Annotated in this window: 21 protein-coding genes and 1 riboswitch; of the genes, 2 read left to right on the top strand and 19 right to left on the bottom strand. The window is 70.7% G+C overall.

Translation table 11 applies throughout. The annotated features are described in order from the left end of the window. Positions 1-25 precede the first annotated feature (25 nt). Positions 26-1594 (bottom strand): APC family permease, encoded by a 1569-nt coding sequence (locus tag ACTWJ8_RS32715; RefSeq protein WP_443261173.1) that lies wholly within the window; start codon positions 1592-1594, stop codon positions 26-28. Positions 1595-1803: 209 nt separating this feature from the next. Here ACTWJ8_RS32715 and ACTWJ8_RS32710 point away from each other — a divergent pair, with 209 nt between their 5' ends. Further along, on the top strand, positions 1804-2433 hold the full coding sequence (locus ACTWJ8_RS32710; RefSeq protein WP_443261172.1) for a TetR/AcrR family transcriptional regulator: 630 nt from the start codon (positions 1804-1806) through the stop codon (positions 2431-2433). A 55-nt stretch (positions 2434-2488) separates the two neighbouring features. On the opposite strand, the gene ACTWJ8_RS32705 is transcribed toward ACTWJ8_RS32710, so the two are convergent. Together ACTWJ8_RS32705 and ACTWJ8_RS32700 are read right to left on the bottom strand one after the other, a co-directional pair. Next, a complete protein-coding gene (locus tag ACTWJ8_RS32705) occupies positions 2489-3271 on the bottom strand; it encodes an SGNH/GDSL hydrolase family protein (protein ID WP_443265073.1) in 783 nt (260 codons plus the stop codon). Between the two features lie 245 nt (positions 3272-3516). After that, positions 3517-4299, bottom strand: a complete 783-nt coding sequence (locus ACTWJ8_RS32700; RefSeq protein WP_443261171.1) for a M23 family metallopeptidase — start codon at positions 4297-4299, stop codon at positions 3517-3519. 3 nt (positions 4300-4302) lie between these two features. Further along, positions 4303-4475: riboswitch (cyclic di-AMP (ydaO/yuaA leader) on the bottom strand. Positions 4476-4859: 384 nt separating this feature from the next. Here ACTWJ8_RS32700 and ACTWJ8_RS32695 point away from each other — a divergent pair. Further along, on the top strand, positions 4860-5657 hold the full coding sequence (locus ACTWJ8_RS32695) for a tyrosine-protein phosphatase (protein ID WP_356373655.1): 798 nt from the start codon (positions 4860-4862) through the stop codon (positions 5655-5657). Positions 5658-5669: 12 nt separating this feature from the next. On the opposite strand, the gene ACTWJ8_RS32690 is transcribed toward ACTWJ8_RS32695, so the two are convergent. The 16 genes from ACTWJ8_RS32690 to ACTWJ8_RS32615 all read right to left on the bottom strand — a co-directional run bounded on the left by ACTWJ8_RS32690 (position 5670) and on the right by ACTWJ8_RS32615 (position 22512). Next, on the bottom strand, positions 5670-5819 hold the full coding sequence (locus tag ACTWJ8_RS32690) for a DUF6126 family protein (protein ID WP_356373656.1): 150 nt from the start codon (positions 5817-5819) through the stop codon (positions 5670-5672). Further along, positions 5812-6462: a helix-turn-helix domain-containing protein gene (locus tag ACTWJ8_RS32685; RefSeq protein ID WP_356373657.1), complete on the bottom strand. Its 651-nt coding sequence runs from the start codon at positions 6460-6462 to the stop codon at positions 5812-5814. The genes ACTWJ8_RS32690 and ACTWJ8_RS32685 overlap by 8 nt, the downstream gene beginning before the upstream one ends. A gap of 74 nt (positions 6463-6536) precedes the next feature. Further along, entirely contained in the window at positions 6537-7922 is a 1386-nt protein-coding gene (locus ACTWJ8_RS32680; RefSeq protein ID WP_356373658.1) for an aspartate aminotransferase family protein, read from the bottom strand. Beyond that, positions 7919-9808 (bottom strand): 1-deoxy-D-xylulose-5-phosphate synthase, encoded by a 1890-nt coding sequence (gene dxs, locus ACTWJ8_RS32675; RefSeq protein ID WP_443261170.1) that lies wholly within the window; start codon positions 9806-9808, stop codon positions 7919-7921. Before dxs ends, ACTWJ8_RS32680 begins: the two co-directional genes overlap by 4 nt. A gap of 33 nt (positions 9809-9841) precedes the next feature. Beyond that, positions 9842-11005 (bottom strand): flavodoxin-dependent (E)-4-hydroxy-3-methylbut-2-enyl-diphosphate synthase, encoded by a 1164-nt coding sequence (gene ispG / locus ACTWJ8_RS32670; RefSeq protein ID WP_443261169.1) that lies wholly within the window; start codon positions 11003-11005, stop codon positions 9842-9844. 7 nt (positions 11006-11012) lie between these two features. Beyond that, positions 11013-12035, bottom strand: coding sequence for an adenosyl-hopene transferase HpnH (hpnH, locus tag ACTWJ8_RS32665; RefSeq protein ID WP_356373661.1), 1023 nt, complete (start codon positions 12033-12035; stop codon positions 11013-11015). Positions 12036-12041: 6 nt separating this feature from the next. Continuing rightward, positions 12042-12698, bottom strand: coding sequence for a phosphorylase family protein (locus ACTWJ8_RS32660; protein ID WP_356373662.1), 657 nt, complete (start codon positions 12696-12698; stop codon positions 12042-12044). Continuing rightward, entirely contained in the window at positions 12698-14704 is a 2007-nt protein-coding gene (gene shc / locus ACTWJ8_RS32655) for a squalene--hopene cyclase (protein WP_443261168.1), read from the bottom strand. The genes ACTWJ8_RS32660 and shc overlap by 1 nt, the downstream gene beginning before the upstream one ends. A gap of 101 nt (positions 14705-14805) precedes the next feature. Further along, a complete protein-coding gene (locus ACTWJ8_RS32650) occupies positions 14806-15918 on the bottom strand; it encodes a polyprenyl synthetase family protein (protein ID WP_443265072.1) in 1113 nt (370 codons plus the stop codon). A 44-nt stretch (positions 15919-15962) separates the two neighbouring features. Continuing rightward, positions 15963-17408: a hydroxysqualene dehydroxylase HpnE gene (gene hpnE, locus ACTWJ8_RS32645; RefSeq protein WP_443261167.1), complete on the bottom strand. Its 1446-nt coding sequence runs from the start codon at positions 17406-17408 to the stop codon at positions 15963-15965. After that, positions 17405-17578, bottom strand: coding sequence for a DUF6380 family protein (locus tag ACTWJ8_RS32640; protein ID WP_443261166.1), 174 nt, complete (start codon positions 17576-17578; stop codon positions 17405-17407). Before ACTWJ8_RS32640 ends, hpnE begins: the two co-directional genes overlap by 4 nt. Beyond that, positions 17578-18528 carry a presqualene diphosphate synthase HpnD gene (gene hpnD, locus ACTWJ8_RS32635; protein ID WP_443261165.1) on the bottom strand — a complete coding sequence of 317 codons (951 nt, stop codon included), beginning with the start codon at positions 18526-18528 and terminating at the stop codon, positions 17578-17580. The genes ACTWJ8_RS32640 and hpnD overlap by 1 nt, the downstream gene beginning before the upstream one ends. Further along, entirely contained in the window at positions 18525-19427 is a 903-nt protein-coding gene (gene hpnC, locus ACTWJ8_RS32630; RefSeq protein WP_443265070.1) for a squalene synthase HpnC, read from the bottom strand. The genes hpnD and hpnC overlap by 4 nt, the downstream gene beginning before the upstream one ends. Before the next feature lie 435 nt (positions 19428-19862). Further along, positions 19863-20648 (bottom strand): ABC transporter ATP-binding protein, encoded by a 786-nt coding sequence (locus tag ACTWJ8_RS32625; RefSeq protein WP_443261164.1) that lies wholly within the window; start codon positions 20646-20648, stop codon positions 19863-19865. Continuing rightward, on the bottom strand, positions 20641-21570 hold the full coding sequence (locus ACTWJ8_RS32620) for an ABC transporter permease (protein WP_443261163.1): 930 nt from the start codon (positions 21568-21570) through the stop codon (positions 20641-20643). The genes ACTWJ8_RS32625 and ACTWJ8_RS32620 overlap by 8 nt, the downstream gene beginning before the upstream one ends. A gap of 96 nt (positions 21571-21666) precedes the next feature. Continuing rightward, a complete protein-coding gene (locus ACTWJ8_RS32615; protein WP_443265068.1) occupies positions 21667-22512 on the bottom strand; it encodes a glycosyltransferase family 2 protein in 846 nt (281 codons plus the stop codon). Positions 22513-22549: the final 37 nt, after the last annotated feature.

The following is a 22549-nucleotide window of genomic DNA, read 5'->3' as shown; positions in this document are numbered from 1 at the left end:
CCCTTTCGGTCGTTCCGTCGTTCCGTCACGCTCGTTCGTTCGCGCGCGCCCTGCGCCGCGCCGGCGCCCCGGTCGCGTAGAAGATCAGGCCGATCACCACGAACAGGAGCAGCGGAAGGACCTGGCTGAGGGTGTACGGGAGGCGTTCGCCCGCGAAGGACTCGGGCAGGGAGTCCGCCGGGTTGCCCGACGTGCCGAACCAGCCCACGCCGAAGCCGGGCCAGATGAGGACGACGACGGTGAACGCCACGAAGCCGGTGGCCAGCGCGGCCACGATCCACGCTCCGACGCGGCCGCCCGGCACGGAGTAGGGACGTTCCTGGTCGGGGTACTTGCGGCGGAGCACGGCGAGGCTCGGGAACGTGATGACGTAGGAGATGAACGTCGTGCTGATGGTCAGGCCCAGGCCCGCGGCGAAGTACTTCTCGCCGTCGCCGCCGGTGAGGTTGAGGGCGACGACGAACAGGATCGAACCGAGCACGGCGGAGAGGATGTTGACCCGCACCGGCGTGCCGTGCTTCTCGGAGATGCGGCCCAGCCAGGCCGGTCCTGCGCCGTCCGCGCACGCCACGGCCTGCGCGCGGTGGGCGCCCATCGCCCAGGTGACACCGGAGGTGAGCAGGCCGATGATGAGTCCGGCCGCGGCGATGCCGCCGAAGACGGAGCCGAGCCCGGTGAGGGTGACCGTGCCGTCGGCCGCGATGGAGCCGCCGTAGACGGTGAAGACGGCCTTGCAGGCGTCGATGAAGCCGCCGAGGCTGCCGATCTCCTCGCTGGGCAGGACGAACAGGATGCCGAGGATGGGGCCTCCGTAGAGGAGGACGGCGGCGAGGCCCGAGCGCAGGATGGACAGCGGGATGTCGCGGCGCGGGTTCTTCATCTCCTCGGCGGCGGAGCTGGGCAGTTCGAAGCCCACGTAGTTGAAGATGAGGACCGGGACGAGCGCCACGAAACCGGCGTACGTCGGGGTGAACTCGCCTGCCGGAAGGGCGTGCACGCCGTTCTCTGCGGCGTAGACGACGACGGAGACGAGGAAGAAGCCGAGCAGCACCACGCGCGCGACGGCGCCCGCGATGGGCACCCACTTGCCGATGCGCACGGACTGCACGACGGCGAGCGCGCCGCCCCAGATGAACACGAACCCGGCGACGTACTTCCACACCCCGGGCAGCGGCGTGAAGAACTCCTCCCAGGTGGTCAGCGCGATGATGCAGAGGCTGCCGCCGACCCAGACGGGGTTGGAGATCCAATACAGGAGCTGGTTGACGCCCGCGACGAGGCGGCCGAAGGCGAGCCGCGTCCATACGTACGGGCCGCCCTGCACGGGAAAGGCCGAGCCGAGTTCGGCGACGAGCAGCCCGTAGGGCAGGAAGAAGACGACGGCCAGGATGACCATCCAGGTGAGCCCCTGCGGGCCCTGGGCGGCGACCGAGCCGATGGTGTCGAGGCCGACGAGGGTGCAGATGAGGAAGAACAGCACGTCGAGACGGCGCAGGTCCTTGCGCAGCCGTGAGCGCTGCTCGCCCCAGCCTTCGGAGAGGTCCGGCTCGTCCCCGGCGGGCGGGGTCGGCGAAAGGGATGGCGCTTGGGTCACGATGGCTCCTGGCGAGAACGGCACGAGAACAGCACAGACGGCACTACGGGGGTTCTTGCTGGGGCGGCGCTTACCCCCGGTTGGCCGACTTATTGACTGAATGGCCAGTCAGTAGTGGAACGTGACGCGACTGTGACCTCTACGACGGAGCGGCGTCAAGAGTCGTGCACGACAACAACCCGGCGCACGGGAACAACTAGGCTTGCGGCGTGACCAGAGTCCGGTTGAGCGTGGCCGAGCGGCGGGAAGAGCTGCTGGGAGCCGCCATCGAACAGATCGAGGCGCGCGGGGTCTCCGCCGTGCGCATCGCCGACGTGGCGTCGGCGCTCGGCGTGAGCAACGCGCTGGTGCTGTACCACTTCTCGACGAAGGAGAAGCTCGTCGCCGCCGCGTTCGCCCACGCGGCCGAGAGCGACCTGGCCCATCTGCGCCGGCTGCTCGGCCGCCGCACGACGGCCCTGAAGCGGCTGCGGGCCGCGGTGCGCTGGTACGCGCCGACCGGGCAGGCCAAGGGGTGGCGGCTGTGGATCGAGGGCTGGGCCGCGGCGCTGCGCGAGCCCGCGCTGCGGGAGGTCACGCGGGACCTCGACCGGCAGTGGAAGGCGGCGCTCGCGGAGGTGATCGCCGAGGGGGTGGCGGCGGAGGAGTTCGTCTGCGCCGACCCGATGGGGGCGGCGCTGCGCCTCACCGCGCTGCTCGACGGCCTCGCGGTGCAGCTGACGGCGTACGAGGGCCGGCCCGCCGCGGTGTCGCGGACCCGGATGCAGGAGTGGGTCGACGAGGCGCTCGCCCGCGAACTCGGCCTGGAGCGGGCCGAGTTGACGGGGGCGGGGCGCTGAGAGGGGTCACCCCGGACCTCCTCCCGAGCGCCTTCCCGTAAAACCTCGGGACGCTTCAGGAAGCGGACTGGAGGTGCGCCTTCACGGCGTGCGGGTCCACGAAGCCCTTGGCCTGCACGCGGTCACCGGAGGACTCGCCGCGCAGTCGGCGCCCGATCCACGGCACCAGGAACTCGCGCGCCCAGTGGATGTCGTCGCGCCGCACCTCGAACGTGCCGCGCGGCGGCAGCGGCGGCCAGGCCTGCTCGGGGTCGGCCGGCACCTCGAGGCCGAGCGTCTGGGCGGCGCGCAGCGCGACCCGGGTGTGCCCCTCGGGCGACAGGTGCAGACGGTCCTCGTCCCAGGCCCTGCGGTCCTGCACGCTGCGCAGCGACCACAGGTCGAGCACGGGGCAGCCGTAGCGGTCGGCGATGGCCCGCACGTGCATGTTGTACGTGGCGATCTTGCCGCGCAGGTGCTTGAGCACGGCCACGTCACGGGTGTCGAAGCCGGTGGCCACCATGACGGTGCCGGCGGCGTCGGTGAGCCGGGCGACGGCCTTCTCGAAGCGCTCGGCCACGTCGTCGGGGTCGGTGCCGGGCCGGATGATGTCGTTGCCGCCGGCGACCAGGGTCACCAGGTCGGGGGCGAGCTCGACCGCCTTGGGGACCTGATCCGCGACGATCTGGTCGATGAGCTTTCCGCGCACGGCCAGGTTCGCGTACTTGAAGGTGTCCTCGGGGACGCGGTCGTCGAGGAGGACGGCGAGCCGGTCGGCCCAGCCCGCGAACTTCCCGTCGGGGCCGGGGTCGCCCACGCCCTCGGTGAAGCTGTCTCCGACGGCCGCGAAGGACCGGATCGTCGCGCCGTTGGGTGAGTCCGTGAGTGCTCTCGATTCGTTTGCCACGACCACGTATCTTCGCGCGTGAAAAGTGACCTACGCCATCGTAGGTAGGGGTTGACGGGTGGTGAGAAAGCCCACTCGCGCATCGGGGAATAAGCGCGGGAACGCGAATCGGCGCCCGGGGAGGGGATCCCGGGCGCCGATTCCAGCGGGTCGACGAGCCGCTGGGCCGTGTTTCAGGCTTCGCGTCGAGCGGTGCGTCAGGCGCTCACACCGTGCTCGCTCAGGTACGCGATCGGGTCGATGTCCGAGCCGTAGTCGGCGGTGGTGCGGACCTCGAAGTGCAGGTGCGGGCCCGTGACGTTGCCGGTCGCGCCGGACTTGCCGATCTCCTGGCCCGCGGTCACCTTGTCGCCCTGGGCGACGGCGATCGAGGACAGGTGGGCGTACTGCGAGAAGTGGCCGTCGGCGTGCTCGATGACGACCTGGTTGCCGTACGCGCCGCCGTCGCCGGCGGAGACGACGGTGCCGTCGGTGATCGCCTTCACGGCGGTGCCCGTCGGGACCGAGAAGTCGGCGCCGGTGTGGCTGCCGCTGGACCACATGGAGCCGGAGTTGCCGTAGCCGTGGCCCTGGGCGCCGTCGACCGGCGCGACGTAGTCGCCGGAGGCGGTGGTGGCGCTCTTGGCGCTGGTCTGCGTGGCGTCGGCCGTGCCCTTGGCGGAGGCCTCGGAGGCGCCGCCGATGGTGAGCTTCGCACCGATCTCGATGCGGTCGGCGTCCGGGCCGACGGTGTCCTTGTTGTCCTCGTACAGCTTCTTCCAGCCGCCCTCGACGTGCTGCGCCTTGGCGATCTTCGAGAGCGTGTCACCGGCCTTGACGGTGTACGTCTGCACGTCGGCGGTGCCGCCGGAGGTGGCGGCCTGGGCGCCGGTGGCCCCCATGAGCGGCAGCGCGACGGCGGCTCCACCGGCGGAGGCGACGGCGGCGACGCGGGCGATGCGGCGGGAGGTCGAAAGGCGGTGCTTTCCCTTTGCGGGCATGCTGAATTTCCTCTCCGTCGCCTACGAGGTGAGCTGTCGGGTTCGGGCTGGAGATGCCCGGCCGCGCCCGGGATGCGGGCAACGGCTTCACCCCTAGCCGCTTGGGGAAATCCCCTACGCGGCGTCGTGCGTGTGGGTCCCCCGCTCCTGCCGTGACGGGTTGTCGATGAGAGATCCGGGCGGCGGCAGGACTAGGCGTTCCGACCGGAGTGATTGGTGACCGTAGGCGAACCGCAATGGCGTCGACAACTGCCGAATTCACGTGCGGCCGCAATTCCTTGGGTTTTGGAGGCCGCCCTGCGTAACCCTGCGTCGACATTCCTCCCTTTACCAACGCCATACCTTCGGTATTTACCGGGGAGGCGATCCCGGCCCGTCGCCACACAGCGTCACGAACATGAGGCCGGTCACGCCAACGCCTACAAGCCCCTTCGATTCACGAACAGTTGGCACAAATTCGAGCGAATCGGACAGATGGTTGCCTGTGGAACCGATGTCGTATCGTCAGAAGCGCGCCCGCCGGCGACCCAACGCCGGTGCATCGAACGGGAGGAGCCCCTGTGACGCAGCACGCACCGTCCACCGAGCCCGAGCTGACCGGAGTGCGCAATTTCCGCGACGTGGGCGGCCTGCCCACGGTGGACGGCCGGCGCGTGCGCCAGGGTGTGCTGTTCCGCAGCGGTCACCTCGCCCACGCCACGGCCGAGGACGCGAGCTTCCTCTCCTCGCTCGGCCTGCACACGGTCTTCGACTTCCGCAACGCGGCCGACCAGAAGCTCGAGGGCGCCGACGTAGAGCTGCCCGGCGTGCGCAATGTGAACATGCCGCTGAACGACCCGGCCGACGGCGCCGAGTTCTGGGCCATGGTCCGCGACGGGGACATCGAGCAGCTCCGCTCGATCCTGTCGGAGGGCCGCGCCGCGAACCGGCTCGTCGAGTCCTACCGCACGATGATCAAGGAACGCACCGCCGAGCACAGCCGCGTCCTGCACGCCCTCGCCGAGGACAGCCTGCCCGCGCTGATGCACTGCGCGGCGGGCAAGGACCGCGCCGGCCTGTCGATCGCCGTGACGCTCCTCGCGGTGGGCGTGGAGCGCGACGCCATCGAGGCGGACTACCTCAAGTCGAACGAGAAGCACCGCCGCTACAAGGTGCACCGCACGGCCACCTCGAAGGACGCCTACTCCCCCGAGATCATGGAGCTGCTCAGCCCGCTCTTCGACGCCCGCGTCGAGTACCTGAACGCGGGCCTGGAGACCATCGACGAGCAGTGGGGCAGCACCGACCGCTACCTGGAGGTGGGCCTCAAGCTGAGCCCCGCCACCCGCGAGCGGCTGCGCGAGCGGCTGCTCGACTAGCGGGGTCCGCCCTCAGCGGTTCCCGCCCAGCGTGAACAGCAGATAGATGAACGCCGCCAGGCCGTGGCCCGCGAAGACGTACACGAGGACGCGGACCAGGATGCCGCGCGGCATCTTGTCCTCGATCTGGCGGCGGGGCTTCGGGTCGGTGGTCTCAGCCATGGCGGGTCTCCTTCACCGGTCCCGCCGGGCCGAGACACAGGGCGGCCGTCGGGCTCTGCAGCAGGGTGTGGACGAAGAGGAAGTCGACGCCGCCCGGGTCGACGGCGGCGATCCGGTGCGGGGTCAGCGAGTCGAAGTGGGAGCTGTCCCCCGGGTCGAGCCGGTAGGAGGTGTCGCCGAGCCGCAGGCGGAGCCGGCCGGACAAGACGTACAGCCACTCCTCGCCTGGGTGCACACGCACGACGTCGCCCTGGGAGCCGTACGGCGCGTGGACCCGCAGGGCCTGCATGCCGCGGCCAGGCGATCCGGCCTGCTGGTACGTCCAACCGCCCGCCTCGGTGCGGTCCATGGCAGCGCCGCGCACGACCGCGTCCCGGTCGGCCGGGGTCTCGCCGAGCAGCTCGGAGACCGTCGTACCGTAGATGCGGGCGAGGGAGAGCAGCATCGGCAGCGAAGGCTGCCGCTGTCCGGTCTCCAGGCGCGAGAGGTGCGCGGGGGACAGACCGGCGGATCCGGCGGCGGCCTCCAGGGTGAGGGCGGCGCGCCGGCGCAGTGCGCGGAGCTGGGGCGCGACGGCGGGAAGTTCCGGGGGTTCCGGAACCTCCGCACCGTCCGCCTCGTCCGGCGGGAGGGCAGGGCTCATGCTGTCGATTCAGCCAGAGCCGTGCCCCTGCGGCAACTTTCTTGCCTCAGAGGCAAAGCCCGCCAGGCGGGATCTCAGCGGTTGGCGACCGCCTGCTTGATCAGTGTCTTGCTGAAGTCCCACATCAGTCCGCCGCCGCTGTGCGCGTCGTCCATCACCGCCGTGAACGCCTCGACGAAACGCTCCACGTCGGCCTCGTCCACCACGAGCGGCGGGATCAGCTTGATGACCTCCAGGTGGTCGCCGGAGACCTGGGTGAGGATCCGGTGCTTCTGGAGCAGCGGCACCACGACCATCTGCGCGAACAGTCCCTTGCGCGCCGCCTGGAGCATCGTCCACCGGCTGCGCAGCTTCAGCGACGTCGGCCGGCCGAACTCGATGCCGATCATCAGGCCGCGGCCGCGTACGTCGCTGAGCAGCTCGTAGCGGTCGACGAGACCGGCGAGGCGGGACTTCAGCAGCTCGCCCATGGCGCGGGCGTTGGCGACGATCTGCTCGTCCTCCATGACCGAGAGGACCGCGAGGCCCGCCGCCATCGCCTGCGCGTTGGAGCCGAAGCTCGCCGAGTGGACGAGGACCCGGTCCATGGACGAGTAGACCTTCTTGAAGATCCAGTCCTTGCCGAGCGTCGCGCCGACGGGCACGTAGCCGCCGGAGAGCGCCTTGGCCACGCACACCAGGTCGGGTTCGACGCCGTCCTCGTGCTGGTAGGCGTAGAAGTCGCCGGTCCTGCCCAGGCCGGTCTGCACCTCGTCCGCGATCAGGAGCGCCTTGTGCTTGCGCAGGAGTTCCTGCGCGGCCCGCAGATAGCCGGGCGGTGCCTCGTGGACACCCTTGCCCTGGATGGGTTCGACGATGAGCCCGGCGACGTCGCCCTTCCTCAACTCCCGCGCCAGCGCGTCGAGATCGCCGAGCGGGACGGGGGTGTCGGGCAGCAGCGGGGCGAAGCCGTCGCGGAAGCCGTCCTCCCCGTTCACCGAGAGCGAGCCGGTCGTCAGGCCGTGGAAGGCGTGCGTGCAGTACAGGATGCGCGGCCTGCCGGTGGCGTACCGCGCGAACTTGAGCGCCGTCTCCACCGCCTCCGTACCGCTGTTGCCGAAGAACACCCGGTCCAGGTGAGGGCTGTGCGCCACCAGCTTCTCGGCGAGCAGGCCCGGCAGCGGCTGGCAGTCGAACCGGGTCAGGTCGGCGAGCGAGGCGTCGAGCACGTCGTGCAGCGCCTTGCGTACGACGGGGTGGTGGCGGCCCAGGCCCATGACGCCGAAGCCGGCGAGCATGTCCAGGTAGTCGTTGCCCTCGTCGTCCCAGAAGTGCGCGCCCTCGGCCCGTTCGTAGACCTTGTCGAAGCCGATGGTGTGCAGCATCTTGGGCAGCTGGTGGTTGAGGTACTTGGTGTGCAGCTCGTACCGTTCGGCGCCGCGCTCGGCGAGCAGCGTGCCGAGGTCGAACTCCTTGCTCATGCGTGGGTCTCCTTGTCCACGGCCGGACTCAGGCTGGTCGCGATCCGGCCCGCGATGTCGACGGGCGTCAGGCCGATGTCGGCGAGCACCTCGCCCCGTTTGGCGTGCGCCAGGAACTGCTCGGGGATGCCGAACCGCCGTACGGGGACGTCGACTTCGGCCTCTCCGAGGGCGAGCGCGACGGCCGATCCGACGCCTGCCGCCTTGCTGTTGTCCTCGACGACGGCGACGAGTTGGTGCGCGGCGGCGTGTGGCGCGAGGTCGGGGTCGACGGGTTTGACCCACCGGGGGTCGACGACGGTGCAGGGGATGCCGCGCTCCTCCAGGAGTTCGGCCGCCTGGAGACACACCGGCGCCATCACGCCGACCGAGACGAGCAGCACCCGCGCGCCCTCGGTGCGGTGCAGTACGTCCATGCCGCCGATCCGGTCGACCGAAGGGATGGGCGCGCCCACCGACTCCTTGGGGAAGCGCAGCATGGTCGGCGCGTCGTCGACCGCGACCGCTTCCCGCAGTTGCGCGCGGAGCTGGTCGGCGTCGCGCGGCGCGGCGATCCGCAGTCCTGGCACGACCTGGAGCACGGACATGTCCCACATGCCGTTGTGCGACGGCCCGTCGGCGCCGGTGACACCCGCCCGGTCGAGCACGAAGGTGACTCCGCACTTGTGCAGGGCCACGTCCATCAGGAGCTGGTCGAAGGCCCGGTTGAGGAACGTGGCGTACACGGCGACGACCGGGTGAAGGCCGCCCGTCGCGAGGCCCGCGGCGGACACGGCGGCGTGCTGTTCCGCGATGCCGACGTCCCAGACCCGCTCGGGGAACTCCTCGGCGAACCTGGTGAGTCCGACGGGGTGCAGCATCGCCGCGGTGATCGCGACGACGTCCTCGCGCGCGCGGGCGATGCGGACGATCTCGTCGCCGAACACCGAGGTCCACGAGGGCCCGTTGGACGGGGCGAGGGGTTCGCAGGTGAGCGGGTCCATGACGCCGACGGTGTGGAAGCGGTCGGCCTCGTCGGCGAGCGCCGGCTCGTAGCCGCGGCCCTTCTCCGTCAGGCAGTGCACGAGGACGGGGCCGTGGAAGCGCTTCGCGCGCCGCAGCGCGGACTCGACGGCACCGACGTCGTGGCCGTCGATGGGGCCCACGTACTTCAGGCCCAGGTCCTCGAACATGCCCTGCGGCGCGAACGCGTCCTTGAAGCCCTTCTTCGCGCCGTGCAGCGACTCGTACACGGTGTGCCCGACGACGGGCGTGCGCTGGAGCACGTCCTTGCCCCAGGCGAGCACCTTCTCGTACGAGTCGGTGGTGCGCAGCGTCGCCAGGTGGTTGGCGAGGCCGCCGATGGTGGGCGCGTAGGAGCGCTCGTTGTCGTTGACGACGATGATCAGCGGCCGGTCCTTGGCGGCCGCGATGTTGTTGAGTGCCTCCCAGGCCATGCCGCCGGTGAGCGCGCCGTCGCCGATGACGGCGACGACGTGTCCGCGCTCGCCCTGCACCTCGCGTGCCTTGGCGAGGCCGTCGGCCCAGCCGAGCGCGGTGGACGCGTGCGAGTTCTCCACGATGTCGTGCTCGGACTCCTCGCGGGACGGGTAGCCGGAGAGGCCGCCCTTGCCGCGCAGCTTGGAGAAGTCCTGGCGGCCCGTCAGAAGCTTGTGCACATAGCTCTGGTGGCCGGTGTCCCACACGAGGCGGTCGACCGGCGACTCGAAGACCCGGTGCAGCGCGATGGACAGCTCCACCACGCCCAGGTTCGGCCCGAGGTGTCCCCCCGTCCTCGCGACCGCGTGGATCAGGAACTCCCTGACCTCGTGGGCCAGTTCGCCGATCTCCTCCTCGCTCAGTGCCTTCAGGTCGCGCGGCCCCCGGATCGTTTCCAGAATCGTCACGCTCGAGCCCCCTTCCCGTCCGTACTACAGAACTCAGCTCACGGTGACGTCGGGCGCTCCCGACGCGACGCCGTCCTTCTCCATCTGTTCGGCGATCTTCATCGCCTCGTCGATCAGCGTCTCGACGATCTTCGACTCGGGGACGGTCCTGATGACCTCGCCCTTGACGAAGATCTGGCCCTTGCCGTTGCCGGATGCGACCCCGAGGTCGGCCTCGCGGGCCTCGCCCGGACCGTTGACCACGCACCCCATGACGGCGACCCGCAGCGGCACCTCCATGCCCTCCAGGCCCGCTGTCACCTCGTCGGCGAGCTTGTACACGTCGACCTGCGCGCGCCCGCAGGACGGGCAGGACACGATCTCCAGGCGGCGGGGCTTGAGGCCGAGCGACTCCAGGATCTGGTTGCCGACCTTGACCTCCTCGACCGGCGGGGCGCTCAGGGACACCCGGATGGTGTCGCCGATGCCCTCGGAGAGCAGCGCCCCGAAGGCGACCGCCGACTTGATGGTGCCCTGGAACGCGGGCCCCGCCTCGGTGACACCGAGGTGCAGCGGGTAGTCGCAGGCGGCGGCGAGCTGCCGGTACGCGTTGACCATCACCACGGGATCGTTGTGCTTCACCGAGATCTTGATGTCACGGAACCCGTGCTCCTCGAAGAGCGACGCCTCCCACAGCGCCGACTCCACCAGCGCCTCCGGGGTGGCCTTTCCGTACTTCTGGAGCAGCCGCTTGTCGAGCGATCCGGCGTTGACCCCGATTCGGATCGGCGTGCCGTGGTCGTTCGCCGCCTGCGCGATCTGCTTGACCTGGTCGTCGAACTTCTTGATGTTGCCCGGGTTCACGCGCACCGCCGCGCACCCCGCCTCGATGGCGGCGAACACGTACTTCGGCTGGAAGTGGATGTCCGCGATCACCGGGATCTGGGACTTGCGGGCGATGGTCGCGAGCGCGTCCGAGTCGTCCTGGGTGGGGCACGCGACGCGCACGATCTGGCAGCCGGAGGCGGTCAGCTCGGCGATCTGCTGGAGCGTCGCGCCGACGTCGGACGTGCGCGTCGTGGTCATCGACTGCACGGACACGGGTGCGCCGCCTCCCACGGCCACCGGTCCGACCTGGATCCGACGGCTCACTCGCCGTTCGGAGATGGGCCGGACCGGCACCTCGGGGAGGCCCAGTGAGACAGGCTCTCCGTTCATGACGCGCTCACCCACGGTTCCCGGCGACGGTCTCCGACATGGCGCGGATGGACTCCTTGAGCGAGCCCATCGTGGCGAGCACGGCCGTCGGCTCGTACCCGCAGTGCGCCATGCAGTTGTCGCAGCGCGGGTCCTTGCCGCGCCCGTAGGCGTCCCAGTCGGTCTCCTCGATGAGCTCCTTGTACGTGGGCACGTACCCGTCGCTCATCAGGTAGCAGGGGCGCTGCCAGCCGAAGAGCGAGTAGTTGGGGATGGCCCACGCGGTGCACGGGAAGTCGACCTTGCCCTCGAGGAAGTCGAGGAACAGCGGCGAGTGGTTGAGCCGCCAGCGCCGCCGGTTGCCGCCCGTGAACGCCTTCTTGAACAGCTCCCGGGTCTGCGTGACGCCCAGGAAGTGGTCCTGGTCGGGCGCCTTCTCGTAGGCGTACGCGGGCGAGATCATCATCTCGTCGACCTTCAGGTCGTCGTTGAGGTAGTTGAGCACCTCGATGATGTTCTGCGGGGTGTCCGTGTTGAAGAAGGTCGAGTTCGTGGTGACCCGGAAGCCGCGCCGCTTGGCCTCCTTGATCGCCTCGACCGCCTCGTCGAAGACACCTTCCTTGGCGACGGACTCGTCGTGACGCTCCCGCATGCCGTCGATGTGCACCGTGAAGGCGAAGTACGGCGACGGCGTGAACTTGTCCATCTTCTTGCGCAGCAGCATCGCGTTGGTGCACAGGAAGACGTACTTCTTCTTGGCGACCAACTGGCGCACGATCTCGTCGATCTGAGGGTGCATCAGCGGCTCGCCGCCGGCGATGGACACCATCGGTGCGCCCGATTCGAGGACGGCGCCGACGGCCTGGGCGACCGGCATGCGCTGCTTGAGCACCCCGGCCGGGTGCTGGATCTTTCCGCAGCCCTCGCACTTCAGGTTGCAGGCGAAAAGCGGCTCCAATTCGACGATGAGCGGAAACTTGTCCCGCCGGCGGATCTTCTGTTCAGCGAGATATGTCGCAACCTTGATGGACTGGCGAAGCGGCATGGCCATCTGGGCTCACCTCCGAGGGAGCAGCAAAGAACGGTGCCATTCAAAAAAGGCGGGAAGGACGGCACGAAGGACACGGAAAGCCGATAGTCCACCGCGAACCGTGCCGATCCTGACGAGTTCATGTTCTGGAGCGTCCACGACCACCCGTACGGCGGCAACCGGACGCCTTCCGGCGCGGCCGGCGGCCCGCAGCGTGGCGGCCGACTCCATGTCGACGGCGATGGCGCCGGTCGCGAGCAGCTCGCCGCGCTCGTGGCCGCGCACCACGTGGTCGGAGCCGGTCAGCGGCCCGGTGTGCACGGTTTTTCCGGGCACGGCCCGCACCAGCTCCTTGACGAGGAGCTCCGTGCCCGCGCACGGCGTGGCGCCGTGCGCGTCGCGGGTCTCCTCGGCCACGACCAGGTCGCCGGGGTGCATGCCGGGCGCGAGCCCGGCGCAGAACCCGGTGGCGAGCACGGCCGCGTCGCGCAGCACGGGCTCGCCCAGCGCGTCGGTCACGGCGCGCTCGGCGGCCGTGGGCCCCATGCCCGTACGGAGCACGGTCACGGGGCCCGTGGCGCCGGCCCGGCTGCCGCTGCGCAGCGCGAGGTGCTCGATGCCGAGCGCGCAGGCGACCAGCAGCGGCGCGGACTCCGGTGGGCGGGCCACCGGCGATGCGGTCATCAGCTCCCCTTGGTGGCGGCGCCCTTGTCGCCGAACGGCTCGCCGTTGACGTACCGGCCGAGCGCGGTCAGCGGGAACACCTGCCGGTACAGGTGGTAGTTGATCGAGAAGTCCCAGGGGAAGCCGGTGCCGGTGAAGTACGGCTCGTCCCAGGTGCCGTCCTCGGTCTGGGTCTCCGCGAGGTACGCGACCCCGCGCTCGACGGCCTTGGACTCCCGCTCCCCCGCCGCGAGCAGCGCGAGCAGCGCCCACCCGGTCTGCGAGGCGGTGGAGGCGCCGTGGCCCTTCCAGTCCTCGTAGCGGTACGAGCGAAGGTCCTCGCCCCAGCCGCCGTCCTCGTTCTGCACCGACTCGAGCCAGGCGACGGCGCGCCGGATCGCGGGGTGCGAGGCGGGCAGGCCGGCCGCGGTCAGGGCGGGGACGACGGAGCCGGTGCCGTAGACGTAGTTGACGCCCCAGCGGCCGAACCACGCGCCGTTGTCCTCCTGCTCGGCGAGCAGCCACTCGATGCCGCGCCGGGTGCGCGGGTCGTTGGTGCGACCCTCGACGGCGAGCATCTCGACGACGTGCCCGGTGACGTCGGCGGACGGCGGGTCGATGACCTCGCCGAAGTCGCAGAACGGCAGCCGGTTGGGGAACGGGCTGGTGTTGTCGACGTCGAAGGCGCCCCACGCGCCGTTCCTCGACTGCATGCCGAGGTTCCAGCGCACGCCGCGCTCGATGGCTCTCTCGACGCGCGCCGTGTCGGGGTGGGCGACGCGGCGCAGGGCGAGCACGACCTCGGCGGTGTCGTCGATGTCGGGGTAGTTGTCGTTGTGGAACTCGAAGGCCCAGCCACCGGGTTCGAGGGCGGGCCTGCGCACCGACCAGTCGCCGGGCCGGTCGATCTGCTCGTCGAGCATCCAGCCCGCGGCCTTGACGAGCGCGGGGTGGTCGGCGGGCAGCCCCGCGTCGGCGAGCGCGATGGTCGCCAGGCAGGTGTCCCACACGGGCGACTGGCAGGCCTCGATCATTCGGGCCCCGTCCTCGCGCCACACGGCGAACCGGTCGAGGGACTCCAGGCCGGCCTTGAGGACCGGGTGGTCGAGGTCGTAGCCGAGCAGGTGGAGCGCGATGACGGAGTAGACGGCGGGTGGCTGGATGCCGCCCCAGCAGCCGTCGTTCTCCTGGCGCTCGATGATCCAGCGGGCCGCGGAGTTCATGGCGGCCTTGCGCAGCCGCTTCAGGGCCACCTTGTGGTAGCCGTGCATGATCTTGTCGAGGCGCTGGAACGCGCCGTCCCAACTCGCCACCGGGGCAAGGGGCTTGGCCGGGTTCGGGTCGTTCGCGTCGGTGTGCAGCTCGTCCAGCGGGAACGGCGCGGGGCGCACCGGGCGCTTCGCGGACACGACGGTGAGCGGCACGATGGTCTGCCGGGCCCAGCAGCCGAAGTCGTAGATGTTGAGCGGCATCCACTTGGGGAAGTAGATGAGCTCGGGCGGGAGTTCGGGGAGGTCGTCCCACTTCCACCAGCCGAACAGGGCGAGCCAGATCCGGGTGAACACACGGCTCGCGGCGATGCCGCCGCGCTCGCGGATCCACGCGGACGCCTTCGCCATGTGCGCGTCGTCCGGGGAGTCACCGGCCAGGCGCAGCGCGACGTACGCCTCGATGGTGGTGGACAGGTCGCCGGGGCCGCCGTAGAAGGTGGCCCAGGTGCCGTCGTCGCGCTGCTCGCCGCGGATGAACAGGGCGGCGGCGTCGGTGGTGGCCTTGTCCCTGATGCCGAGGAACTGGCGCAGCAGCAGGTCTTCGGCGTCCATCGTCACATTGGTGTCGAGGTCGCCCTTCCACCAGCCCCGGTCGTCCTGCCGCGCGAGCAGGAAGTCCGTGGCGCGCTGTATGGCTCGGCCTGCGGCGGCTTGTGTCCCGGCCGCCCCGGGGGTCGTGTCGGTCAGTTGGGCAGTGGTGGCCGAGGTCGCCTGCGGGGCCGTGGCTCCGGTGCTTCCGTCGGTCGTCGCTGTCATGGCTATCCCTTCATGCAGTGATTCTGATGCTGGGTAACCGTCGGCCGGAGCCCTGGCGGGACACCGGCCGGCGACTGCGAGTCATATGCGGCCGATAGTGATCATCTCTTTCGTACGACGACGAAGTCGGCGAGCGCCACGAACTGGGCGCGCACCGAGGCTGGCATCTGGACGGAGTCCAGGGCTTCGAGGGCGACGGCGTACTGGCGCCGCGCTTCTTCGGCGGTCCACTCGCGCCCGCCGGCCTCCTCGATGAGGGCGGCGCGGGCGGCGAAGTCCGCCTCGGTGAAGGTGTCGAAGTCAACGTCCTTTGCGTCGGCCGCGAGCAGTTCGCCGAGCCGCTCGGAGGCCGGGCCTCCGGCGCCGAGGGCCGCGACGACCGGCAGGGACTTCTTGCGCTGGCGCAGGTCGCTCCAGGTCTGCTTGCCGGTGGACTCGGGGTCGCCCCAGATGCCGAGCAGGTCGTCGACGGCCTGGAAGGCGAGGCCGAGGTGGTAGCCGTACTTCTCCAGGGCGTCGGCGGTGGCGTCGTCGGCGCCGCCGAGTACCGCGCCGATGGAGGAGGCGCAGGCGAGCAGGGCGCCCGTCTTGTTGCCCTCCATCTCCAGGCACTCGACGACGCTGACGCGCTCGCGGTGCTCGAAGCCGATGTCCTGCGCCTGGCCGTCGATGAGGGCGCGGCTCGCGGTGGTCAGGCGGCGCGTGGCGCGGCCCGCGTCGACGGTCTCCAGCTCCAGGATGACCTCGTTGGCCAGCGCGAACAGGGCGTCGCCGACGAGGATCGCCTGGGCGGGCCCGTGCACCTTCCACACGGTGTCGCGGTGGCGGCGCTGCTCGTCGCCGTCCATCAGGTCGTCGTGCAGCAGCGAGAAGTTGTGGACGAGCTCGACCGCGACGGCGCCGGGCACGCCGACCTCCGGGTCCGCGCCCGCGGCCTGCGCGGACAGCACGGCCAGGGCGGGGCGCACGGCCTTGCCGCCGTCGCCGTCGGCCGGGTTGCCCGCGGCGTCGATCCAGCCGAAGTGGTAGGCGGCGACGGTGTCCATCGGGGGTGCCAGGCGGTCCACCGCCGCCTTGAGCACGGGGGTGGCCAGGGTTCGGCCGCGCTCCAGAAGCGCGGTCACGTCCACCGCGTCGGCAGCCTCTGGGGCCGAGGGCACAGGTGGCACAGTCTCTCCTTGTGTTACCGGATTTGCCGTTGTCGGCTCTTCCACCGTGGGAAGGTCGGTGGTCACGTCCACCGTGGGAAGTTCGTACGTCACGCCGCCTCCCGGTACAGATGGCCGCGGGGGCGGCCGAGCGCGGCGAGCGCCGCGTCGGCGGCTGTGGTGCCGCTGCGGACAGCGCCTTCCATGGTCGCGGGCCACCCGGTGGCGGTCCACGCGCCGGCCAGGTACAGGCCGGGGGCATTGGTGCGGGCCGTGGGCCGCAGGGCGCCGACGCCGGGAGTCGGCGCGAAGGTCGCCGTCCGCTCGCGGGTGACGAAGAAGTCGTGGATCGTGGCGCCGCGCGCGGCGGGCAGCAGCCGCTCCAGCTCGGGCAGGTACCGCTCGCGCAGCTCGGCGACGGGGGCGTCGATCTCGTCCTGCGCGGCCGACTGGGAGACGGCGAGGTACTGGGCGCCGGGCAGCGTGCGGGCGACGCCGGAGGCGTCGGTGCGGTCGAAGACCCACTGCACGGGCGAGCCGACCGCGGTGAAGAACGGCCGCTTGAGGACCTTGCGGCCGTAGACGACGTGCAGGTTGAGGATCGGCGCGGTCCCGATGTCGAGGAGCCGGTCGGCGTCGTCGAGGGCGCCGTCGGGCAGCAGGCCGTGGGCCTCGCGCTGCGGTACTGCGAGCACCACGGAGTCGGCGTGCAGCACCTCGCCGGGGCCGTCGGGGCCCGCGGGAACCTCCACGGCCCAACGCCCGTTGTCCGTACGGGAGATGGAGGTGACGCGTGTACGGAGTTCGGTGCGTACGCCCGCGGAGTCGAGCGCCTTGCGGGCGAGGGTGTCGTGGAGTTCACCGAGGGGCACCGTGGCCCACCCGATGTCGGCGGCGCCGGGCTCGGACAGCAGCCCGGTCTTGAACACCATGGCGGCGAGCCCCAGCGAGGACTCCCCCGCCACCGCGTTCAGGGTCGCCACGCCGACGAGGTCCCACAGCGCCTCGACGGCCCGCGGCGACTGGCCGTGCGCGGCGAGCCAGGACCCGAAGTCCTGGGTGTCGAGCGCGGGGTCCGCCGGGTCGAGGGACTTGAGGGCGAGCGCCGCGCGTCCGACGGCCGCCCGCTCGGCGAGCGACAGGTGCGGGTACGTGGCGAGGCTCTTGGCCAGGTGCAGCGGCACGGGCAGCGCGGTGCGCCGCAGCCGGCCGAGCCGGTTCCGTTCGGCGTCGAGGACGGGCACGTCGAGTCGTTCCTGCAGGGGCGCGAGCGGTGCCGCGTCGACGCGGTCGAGGAACCAGCGGTAGGCGGTGCAGCAGCGCAGGTAGACGTGCTGGCCGTTGTCGACGGTGAGGTCGCCGCGCTTGAAGGAGAACGCGAGGCCGCCGAGCCGGGGCCGCCCTTCGAGGAGGGTGACGTCCATGCCGCCGTCGGCGAGGGCGAGCGCGGACGTGATCCCCGCGAGCCCACCGCCGACGACCACCGCGGTGGGCCGCGTGCGGTCCGCGGCGGCGTCCGCCTCGCGTGCGTCCGATGGCGTGGTCCCGCCGCTCATGCGCCCTCCCCCTGGGTGGTGCCCTCGGTGGTGCGTACGGCCCCCGTGGGGCCGGGTTCGACAGCTGTGGCGAACACGCGACCGACCGTTGCATGCAGGGACGCGGCGCCGCGGCGGAGGGTTGCCCGCCGCTTGGTTCTCGCCATGTCAGCCTGGCCCGCGATGTCCATCAGGCGCGCCTCCTGGGGACGCCGCGCACGACGGTGCGGGTGTCGAGCCCCGACAGGCCGCGCACGGCGACGTAGGCCTTCTCGCGGCCGGGCAGCGAGACGCGGCCGCGCAGCACGGCCTCGGGGTCGCGCTCGATGCGGTCGAGGAGGCGGCGGTAGATGCCGGCCATGGCGGCGACGCAGGCGCCGGAGCGCCGGTCGAGCATGGGAAGCAGCCGGTAGCCCTCGGCGAACAGGGCGCGGGCCCTGCGCACCTCGAAGTGCACGAGCCCGGCGAAGTCCGATCCGGCGGGCGGCACGGAGCCATGGAAGCCGGCGGAGCAGCCGAACTTCGCGAGGTCGTCGGCGGGCAGGTAGGTGCGCCCGTCGGCGGCGTCCTCGCGCACGTCGCGCAGGATGTTGGTGAGCTGGAGCGCGAGCCCGAGCGTGTCGGCGTACTCCGAGGCGCGCTCGACGCCACGCGCGCCGGGTTCGGTGCCGAACACGCCGAGCGAGACCCGGCCGATGGCGCCCGCGACGCACCGGCAGTAGACCCTGAGGTCGTCCCAGGTCTCGTAGGTCTCGCCGCGCAGGTCCATCAGAACACCGTCGATCAACTCGTCGAGCGCGTCCAATGGAATCGGGAAGCGGTCCGCCGCGTGGGCGAGCGCGACGGCCACCGGGTCGGTGTCGTCCTCCTCGACCTTGCCGTCGCGCACGCGGCCGAGCAGCGCCCGCGTCTCGTCGAGCCGGTGGGCCTTGATGTCGGGCTCCAGGCCCCCGTCGCCGATGTCGTCGACGCGGCGCGAGAACGCGTAGAGCGCCGACATGGCGCGCCGCTTCGCGGTCGGCAGCAGGCGGATCCCGTACGCGAAGTTGCGGGCCTGCTGCCCGGTGACGGTCTCGCAGTAGCTGTATGCGGCGAGCACCGGCGCCGACACGGTCTGGTCAGACTCCACGGTCTTGCTCACCCCTCTCCTCGCAGAGTCGCTCCCACCTGGCGCAGCAATCGCGCCTTGGTGGGTTTGGGTGGTCCAGGAAGCACGTCGTACGAAGCGGCGGCGATCGCGTGGACCGCCGCCTTCCCCCCTGCCACGAACCCTGCCAGCAGCAGCTTCAGCCTGCCGTGGACGCTACCCACCAGCGGGGTGCCTTCATTCAGCAGGCCGAGGGCGCGTTCGGCCTCGTACGCGACCAGCGCGCGCACCGATGCGCCCGCGGTCGGCGCGGCGAGGTCGGCCTCCTCGACGTGGAACTTCTTCAGGTCTTCGGCCGGCAGGTAGATCCGGTCGCGGCCCAGGTCCTCGGACACGTCCTGGAGGTGCTCGACGATCTGGAGCCCGGTGCAGACCGCGTCCGAGAGGCGGATCCGCTCAGGCGTCGCGGTGTCGGTGATGGCCAGGACGAGGCGGCCGACCGGGTTGGCGGACAGTTCGCAGTAGGCGAGCAGGTCGTCGTACGTCTCGTAGCGGCTCACCAGCTGGTCCTGGCGGTTCGCGGCGATCAGGCCGAGGAACGGCTCGGGGGTGAGCGAGCGGCGCCTGACGGTGGGCTGAAGGGCCTTCAGGAGCGGGTGTCCCGGGGTGCCGTCGAAGACCTTCCGCAGGTCGGCCTCGAAGGCGTCCAGCATCGCGAGCCTGTCGTCCGCCCGATCGGGTGATACGCCGAGCAGCCGGGCGTCGGCGCCGCCGGGGGCGAGGTCGCCGTCCCCGATGTCGTCGACCAGGCGGGCGAAGCCGTACACGGCCATCAGATCGTCGCGCCAGGCCCGGGGCAGGAAGAACGGGGCCACCGGGAAGTTCTCCTCGGCGGCCTTGTCGAGCGTGGCGCTCACCGGGCTCGCTGATCCGTCAGGGCTCCCGGGACGCACTCGGGGGCGCGCGCTCACCGGGTGCGGCCCACTTCCCCGAGGACGGCGAAAGCCCCGCGGAGCTGGAGAGTTTCCATAGCCATTGCCGTCACGACTCCCGTTCTACACTGCGGACCCAATGCATCTCATTTCGGACACGCCGCCCGGCCGTCCGCACGGCCTCCCAACCCCGGCGAGGTCGGGATGTCGCGCCTTATCGCCCCACTTGCCGCGAATAAGGGCCGGTACAGCTTACGTTGTACAACGCCCGCTCTCGCGTCGGGGTGTTCTGCACATCACAACAACACACCGATTGACGCCAAGATTCCTTCAGGGCAAGGAAGTTGACCCACCCTTGACCTTGATCGCCAAATGCTTGGTATCTACAGGCATATCAGAGGCCCCACCGGGCGGAAGCCGGTGGGGCCTCATATGACGTGGTCCGAGGGCGGGCGGTTACTTGCCCGTGAACTTCTCGTACTCCTTGAGTACCTCGGCCGTCGGACCGTCCATACGCAGTTCGCCGCGCTCGAGCCACAGGACGCGCTCGCAGGTGTCGCGGATGGACTTGTTGTTGTGACTCACCAGGAAGACCGTGCCGGCCTCCTTGCGCAGCTCGCGGATGCGGGCCTCGGAGCGCTTCTGGAACTTGCGGTCGCCGGTGGCGAGCGCCTCGTCGATCATCAGCACGTCGTGGTCCTTGGCAGCCGCGATGGAGAACCGCAGGCGGGCGGCCATGCCGGAGGAGTACGTCCGCATCGGCAGCGTGATGAAGTCGCCCTTCTCGTTGATGCCGGAGAAGTCGACGATCTCCTGGTAGCGCGACTTGATCTCCTCGCGGGACATGCCCATGGCGAGTCCGCCGAGGATCACGTTGCGCTCGCCGGTGAGGTCGTTCATCAGCGCCGCGTTCACGCCGAGCAGCGAGGGCTGGCCGTTCGTGTAGACCTTGCCCTTCTCGGCGGGCAGCAGGCCCGCGATGGCGCGCAGCAGGGTCGACTTGCCGGAGCCGTTCGACCCGATGAGGCCGATGGCCTCGCCGCGGTACGACGTGAAGGAGACGCCCTTGACGGCGTGCACCTTGCGCACGCCGCGCTCCTCGCCGCGCTTGAGGATGCGGCTCAGCGCGGAGGTGGCGCTGCCCTTGCCGGTCTTCGCGCCGTTGACGCGGTAGACGATGTGCAGCTCGTCCGCGATGACCGTCGGGATGCGGGCGTCGGTGGGATTGTCGAGGTCAGCCACGGCCGTACCGCTCCTCTGCCTTCCAGAAGTAGACGAAGCCGAGCGCCGCGACGACCACGGCCCAGCCGAGGGCCAGGGCCCACACGTGCGGCGGCAGGTTGTCGCCGCCGTAGCCGTCGATCAGCGCGTAGCGCATCAGGTCCATGTAGACCGCGGCCGGGTTCCACTGGAGCACGTCGGCGATCCAGCCCGGCCTGTCCTTGAGCATGATCGGGATGGAGAACATGACGCCGGACGCGTACATCCACGTACGCATGATGAACGGCATCAGCTGCGCCAGGTCCGGGGTCTTCGCGCCGGCCCGCGCCATGATCAGCGAAAGGCCCATGTTGAAGAGGAACTGGAGCACGAGCGCCGGGACGATCAGCAGCCAGGACAGGCTCGGGTAGCTGCCGAACGCGCAGGCCACGATGAACAGCACGATCATCGAGAACAACAGCTGCTGGAGCTGCTGGAGGGCGAACGAGATGGGCAGCGAGGCGCGCGGGAAGTGCAGCGCGCGCACCAGGCCCAGGTTGCCCGAGATCGCGCGGACGCCCGACATCACCGAGTTCTGGGTGAAGTGGAAGACGAACACGCCCGTCACCAGGAACGGGATGTACACGTCGTGCGACATGCCCCGGTTCGCGCCCAGGATCAGGCCGAAGATCAAGTAGTAGACGAGGGCGTTCAGCAGCGGCGTCACGACCTGCCACAGCTGGCCGAGCTTGGCCTGGCTGTACTGGGCCGTCAGCTTCGCCTGCGAGAAGGCGAGGATGAAGTGGCGCCGGCCCCACAGCTGCCGCGCGTACTCGAACAGGCCGGGGCGGGCACCGCTGACGGACAAGCCGTACTTGGCGGCGAGCTCGCGCCGGGAGAGCCCGTCGTCGGGCGACGGGGGCGCGCTCACCGCGACACCGGCGTCATGCGTTGTCTCACTCACAAGAGGAACTTTCGTCTTCAAAAGAGCGGCCTGGTCGGTCATGGCACGGGGGCGAGGGGCCGGATCGCGGCCCGCATGCCGTCAGGCACGAGCTTGTCAGATGACAGGGGGTCGGCCCAGTCGGGTCAGCCGCCACACCGTACGCCACTTCATGGGGCGCCTGGGCCCGCAGGGGGTCGTCCAGCCTTCCTTGAAACCGCCCAGCCATGCCTTCAGCGCCGGGCCCGAGGGCCGGCGGGCGAGGGTGAGCAGCAGCCACACGCCGAGGTAGACGGGGACCAGGAGGGCGGGCAGATTGCGGCGGGCCAGCCAGACCCGGTTGCGGGCCACCATGCGGTGGTAGACCGCGTGCCGGGACGGGGCCGTGGTCGGGTGGTGCAGGACCATGTCGGCGCGGTAGTCGATCATCCAGCCCGCGTCGAGGGCACGCCATGCGAGGTCGGTCTCCTCGTGGGCGTAGAAGAACTCAGCGGGCAGCGGTCCCGCCTCGGCGATGACCCGCGTACGGACGGCGTTGGCGCCGCCGAGGAACGTGGTCACGCGCGAGGAGCGCATCGGGTCGGCGGCGCGCAGGCGCGGCACGTGCCGGCGCTGGGTCTCGCCGGTGTCCGGGTCCGCGATGCGGAAGCTGACGATGCCGAGCTTCGGGTCGGCGGCGAAGGCCTCGCGGCACTTCTCCGCGGTGTCGGTCAGCGGCAGCAGCCCGTCGTCGTCCAGGAACATCAGGATGTCGACGTCGGAACCGGAGGGCCCGAAGGCCTCGATGCCGACGTTGCGTCCGCCGGGGATGCCGAGGTTCTCGGGCAGCTCGACGGTCCGTACGCCCTCGGGGACGTCGGGGACCGGCGAGCCGTTGCCGACCACGACCACCTCGACCGGGTCGCCGTCCTGCTTGGCGACCGAGTCGAGGAGGGCGCGCAGCTCGGCCGGCCGGTTGCCCATGGTGATGACAACCGCGCCGACCTTCGCCCGCTTGGGT

The sequence above is a fragment of the Streptomyces sp. SDT5-1 genome (assembly GCF_052245995.1).
In the GTDB taxonomy this organism is placed as follows: domain Bacteria; phylum Actinomycetota; class Actinomycetes; order Streptomycetales; family Streptomycetaceae; genus Streptomyces.
This window is presented reverse-complemented; position numbering and strand designations above follow the sequence as displayed.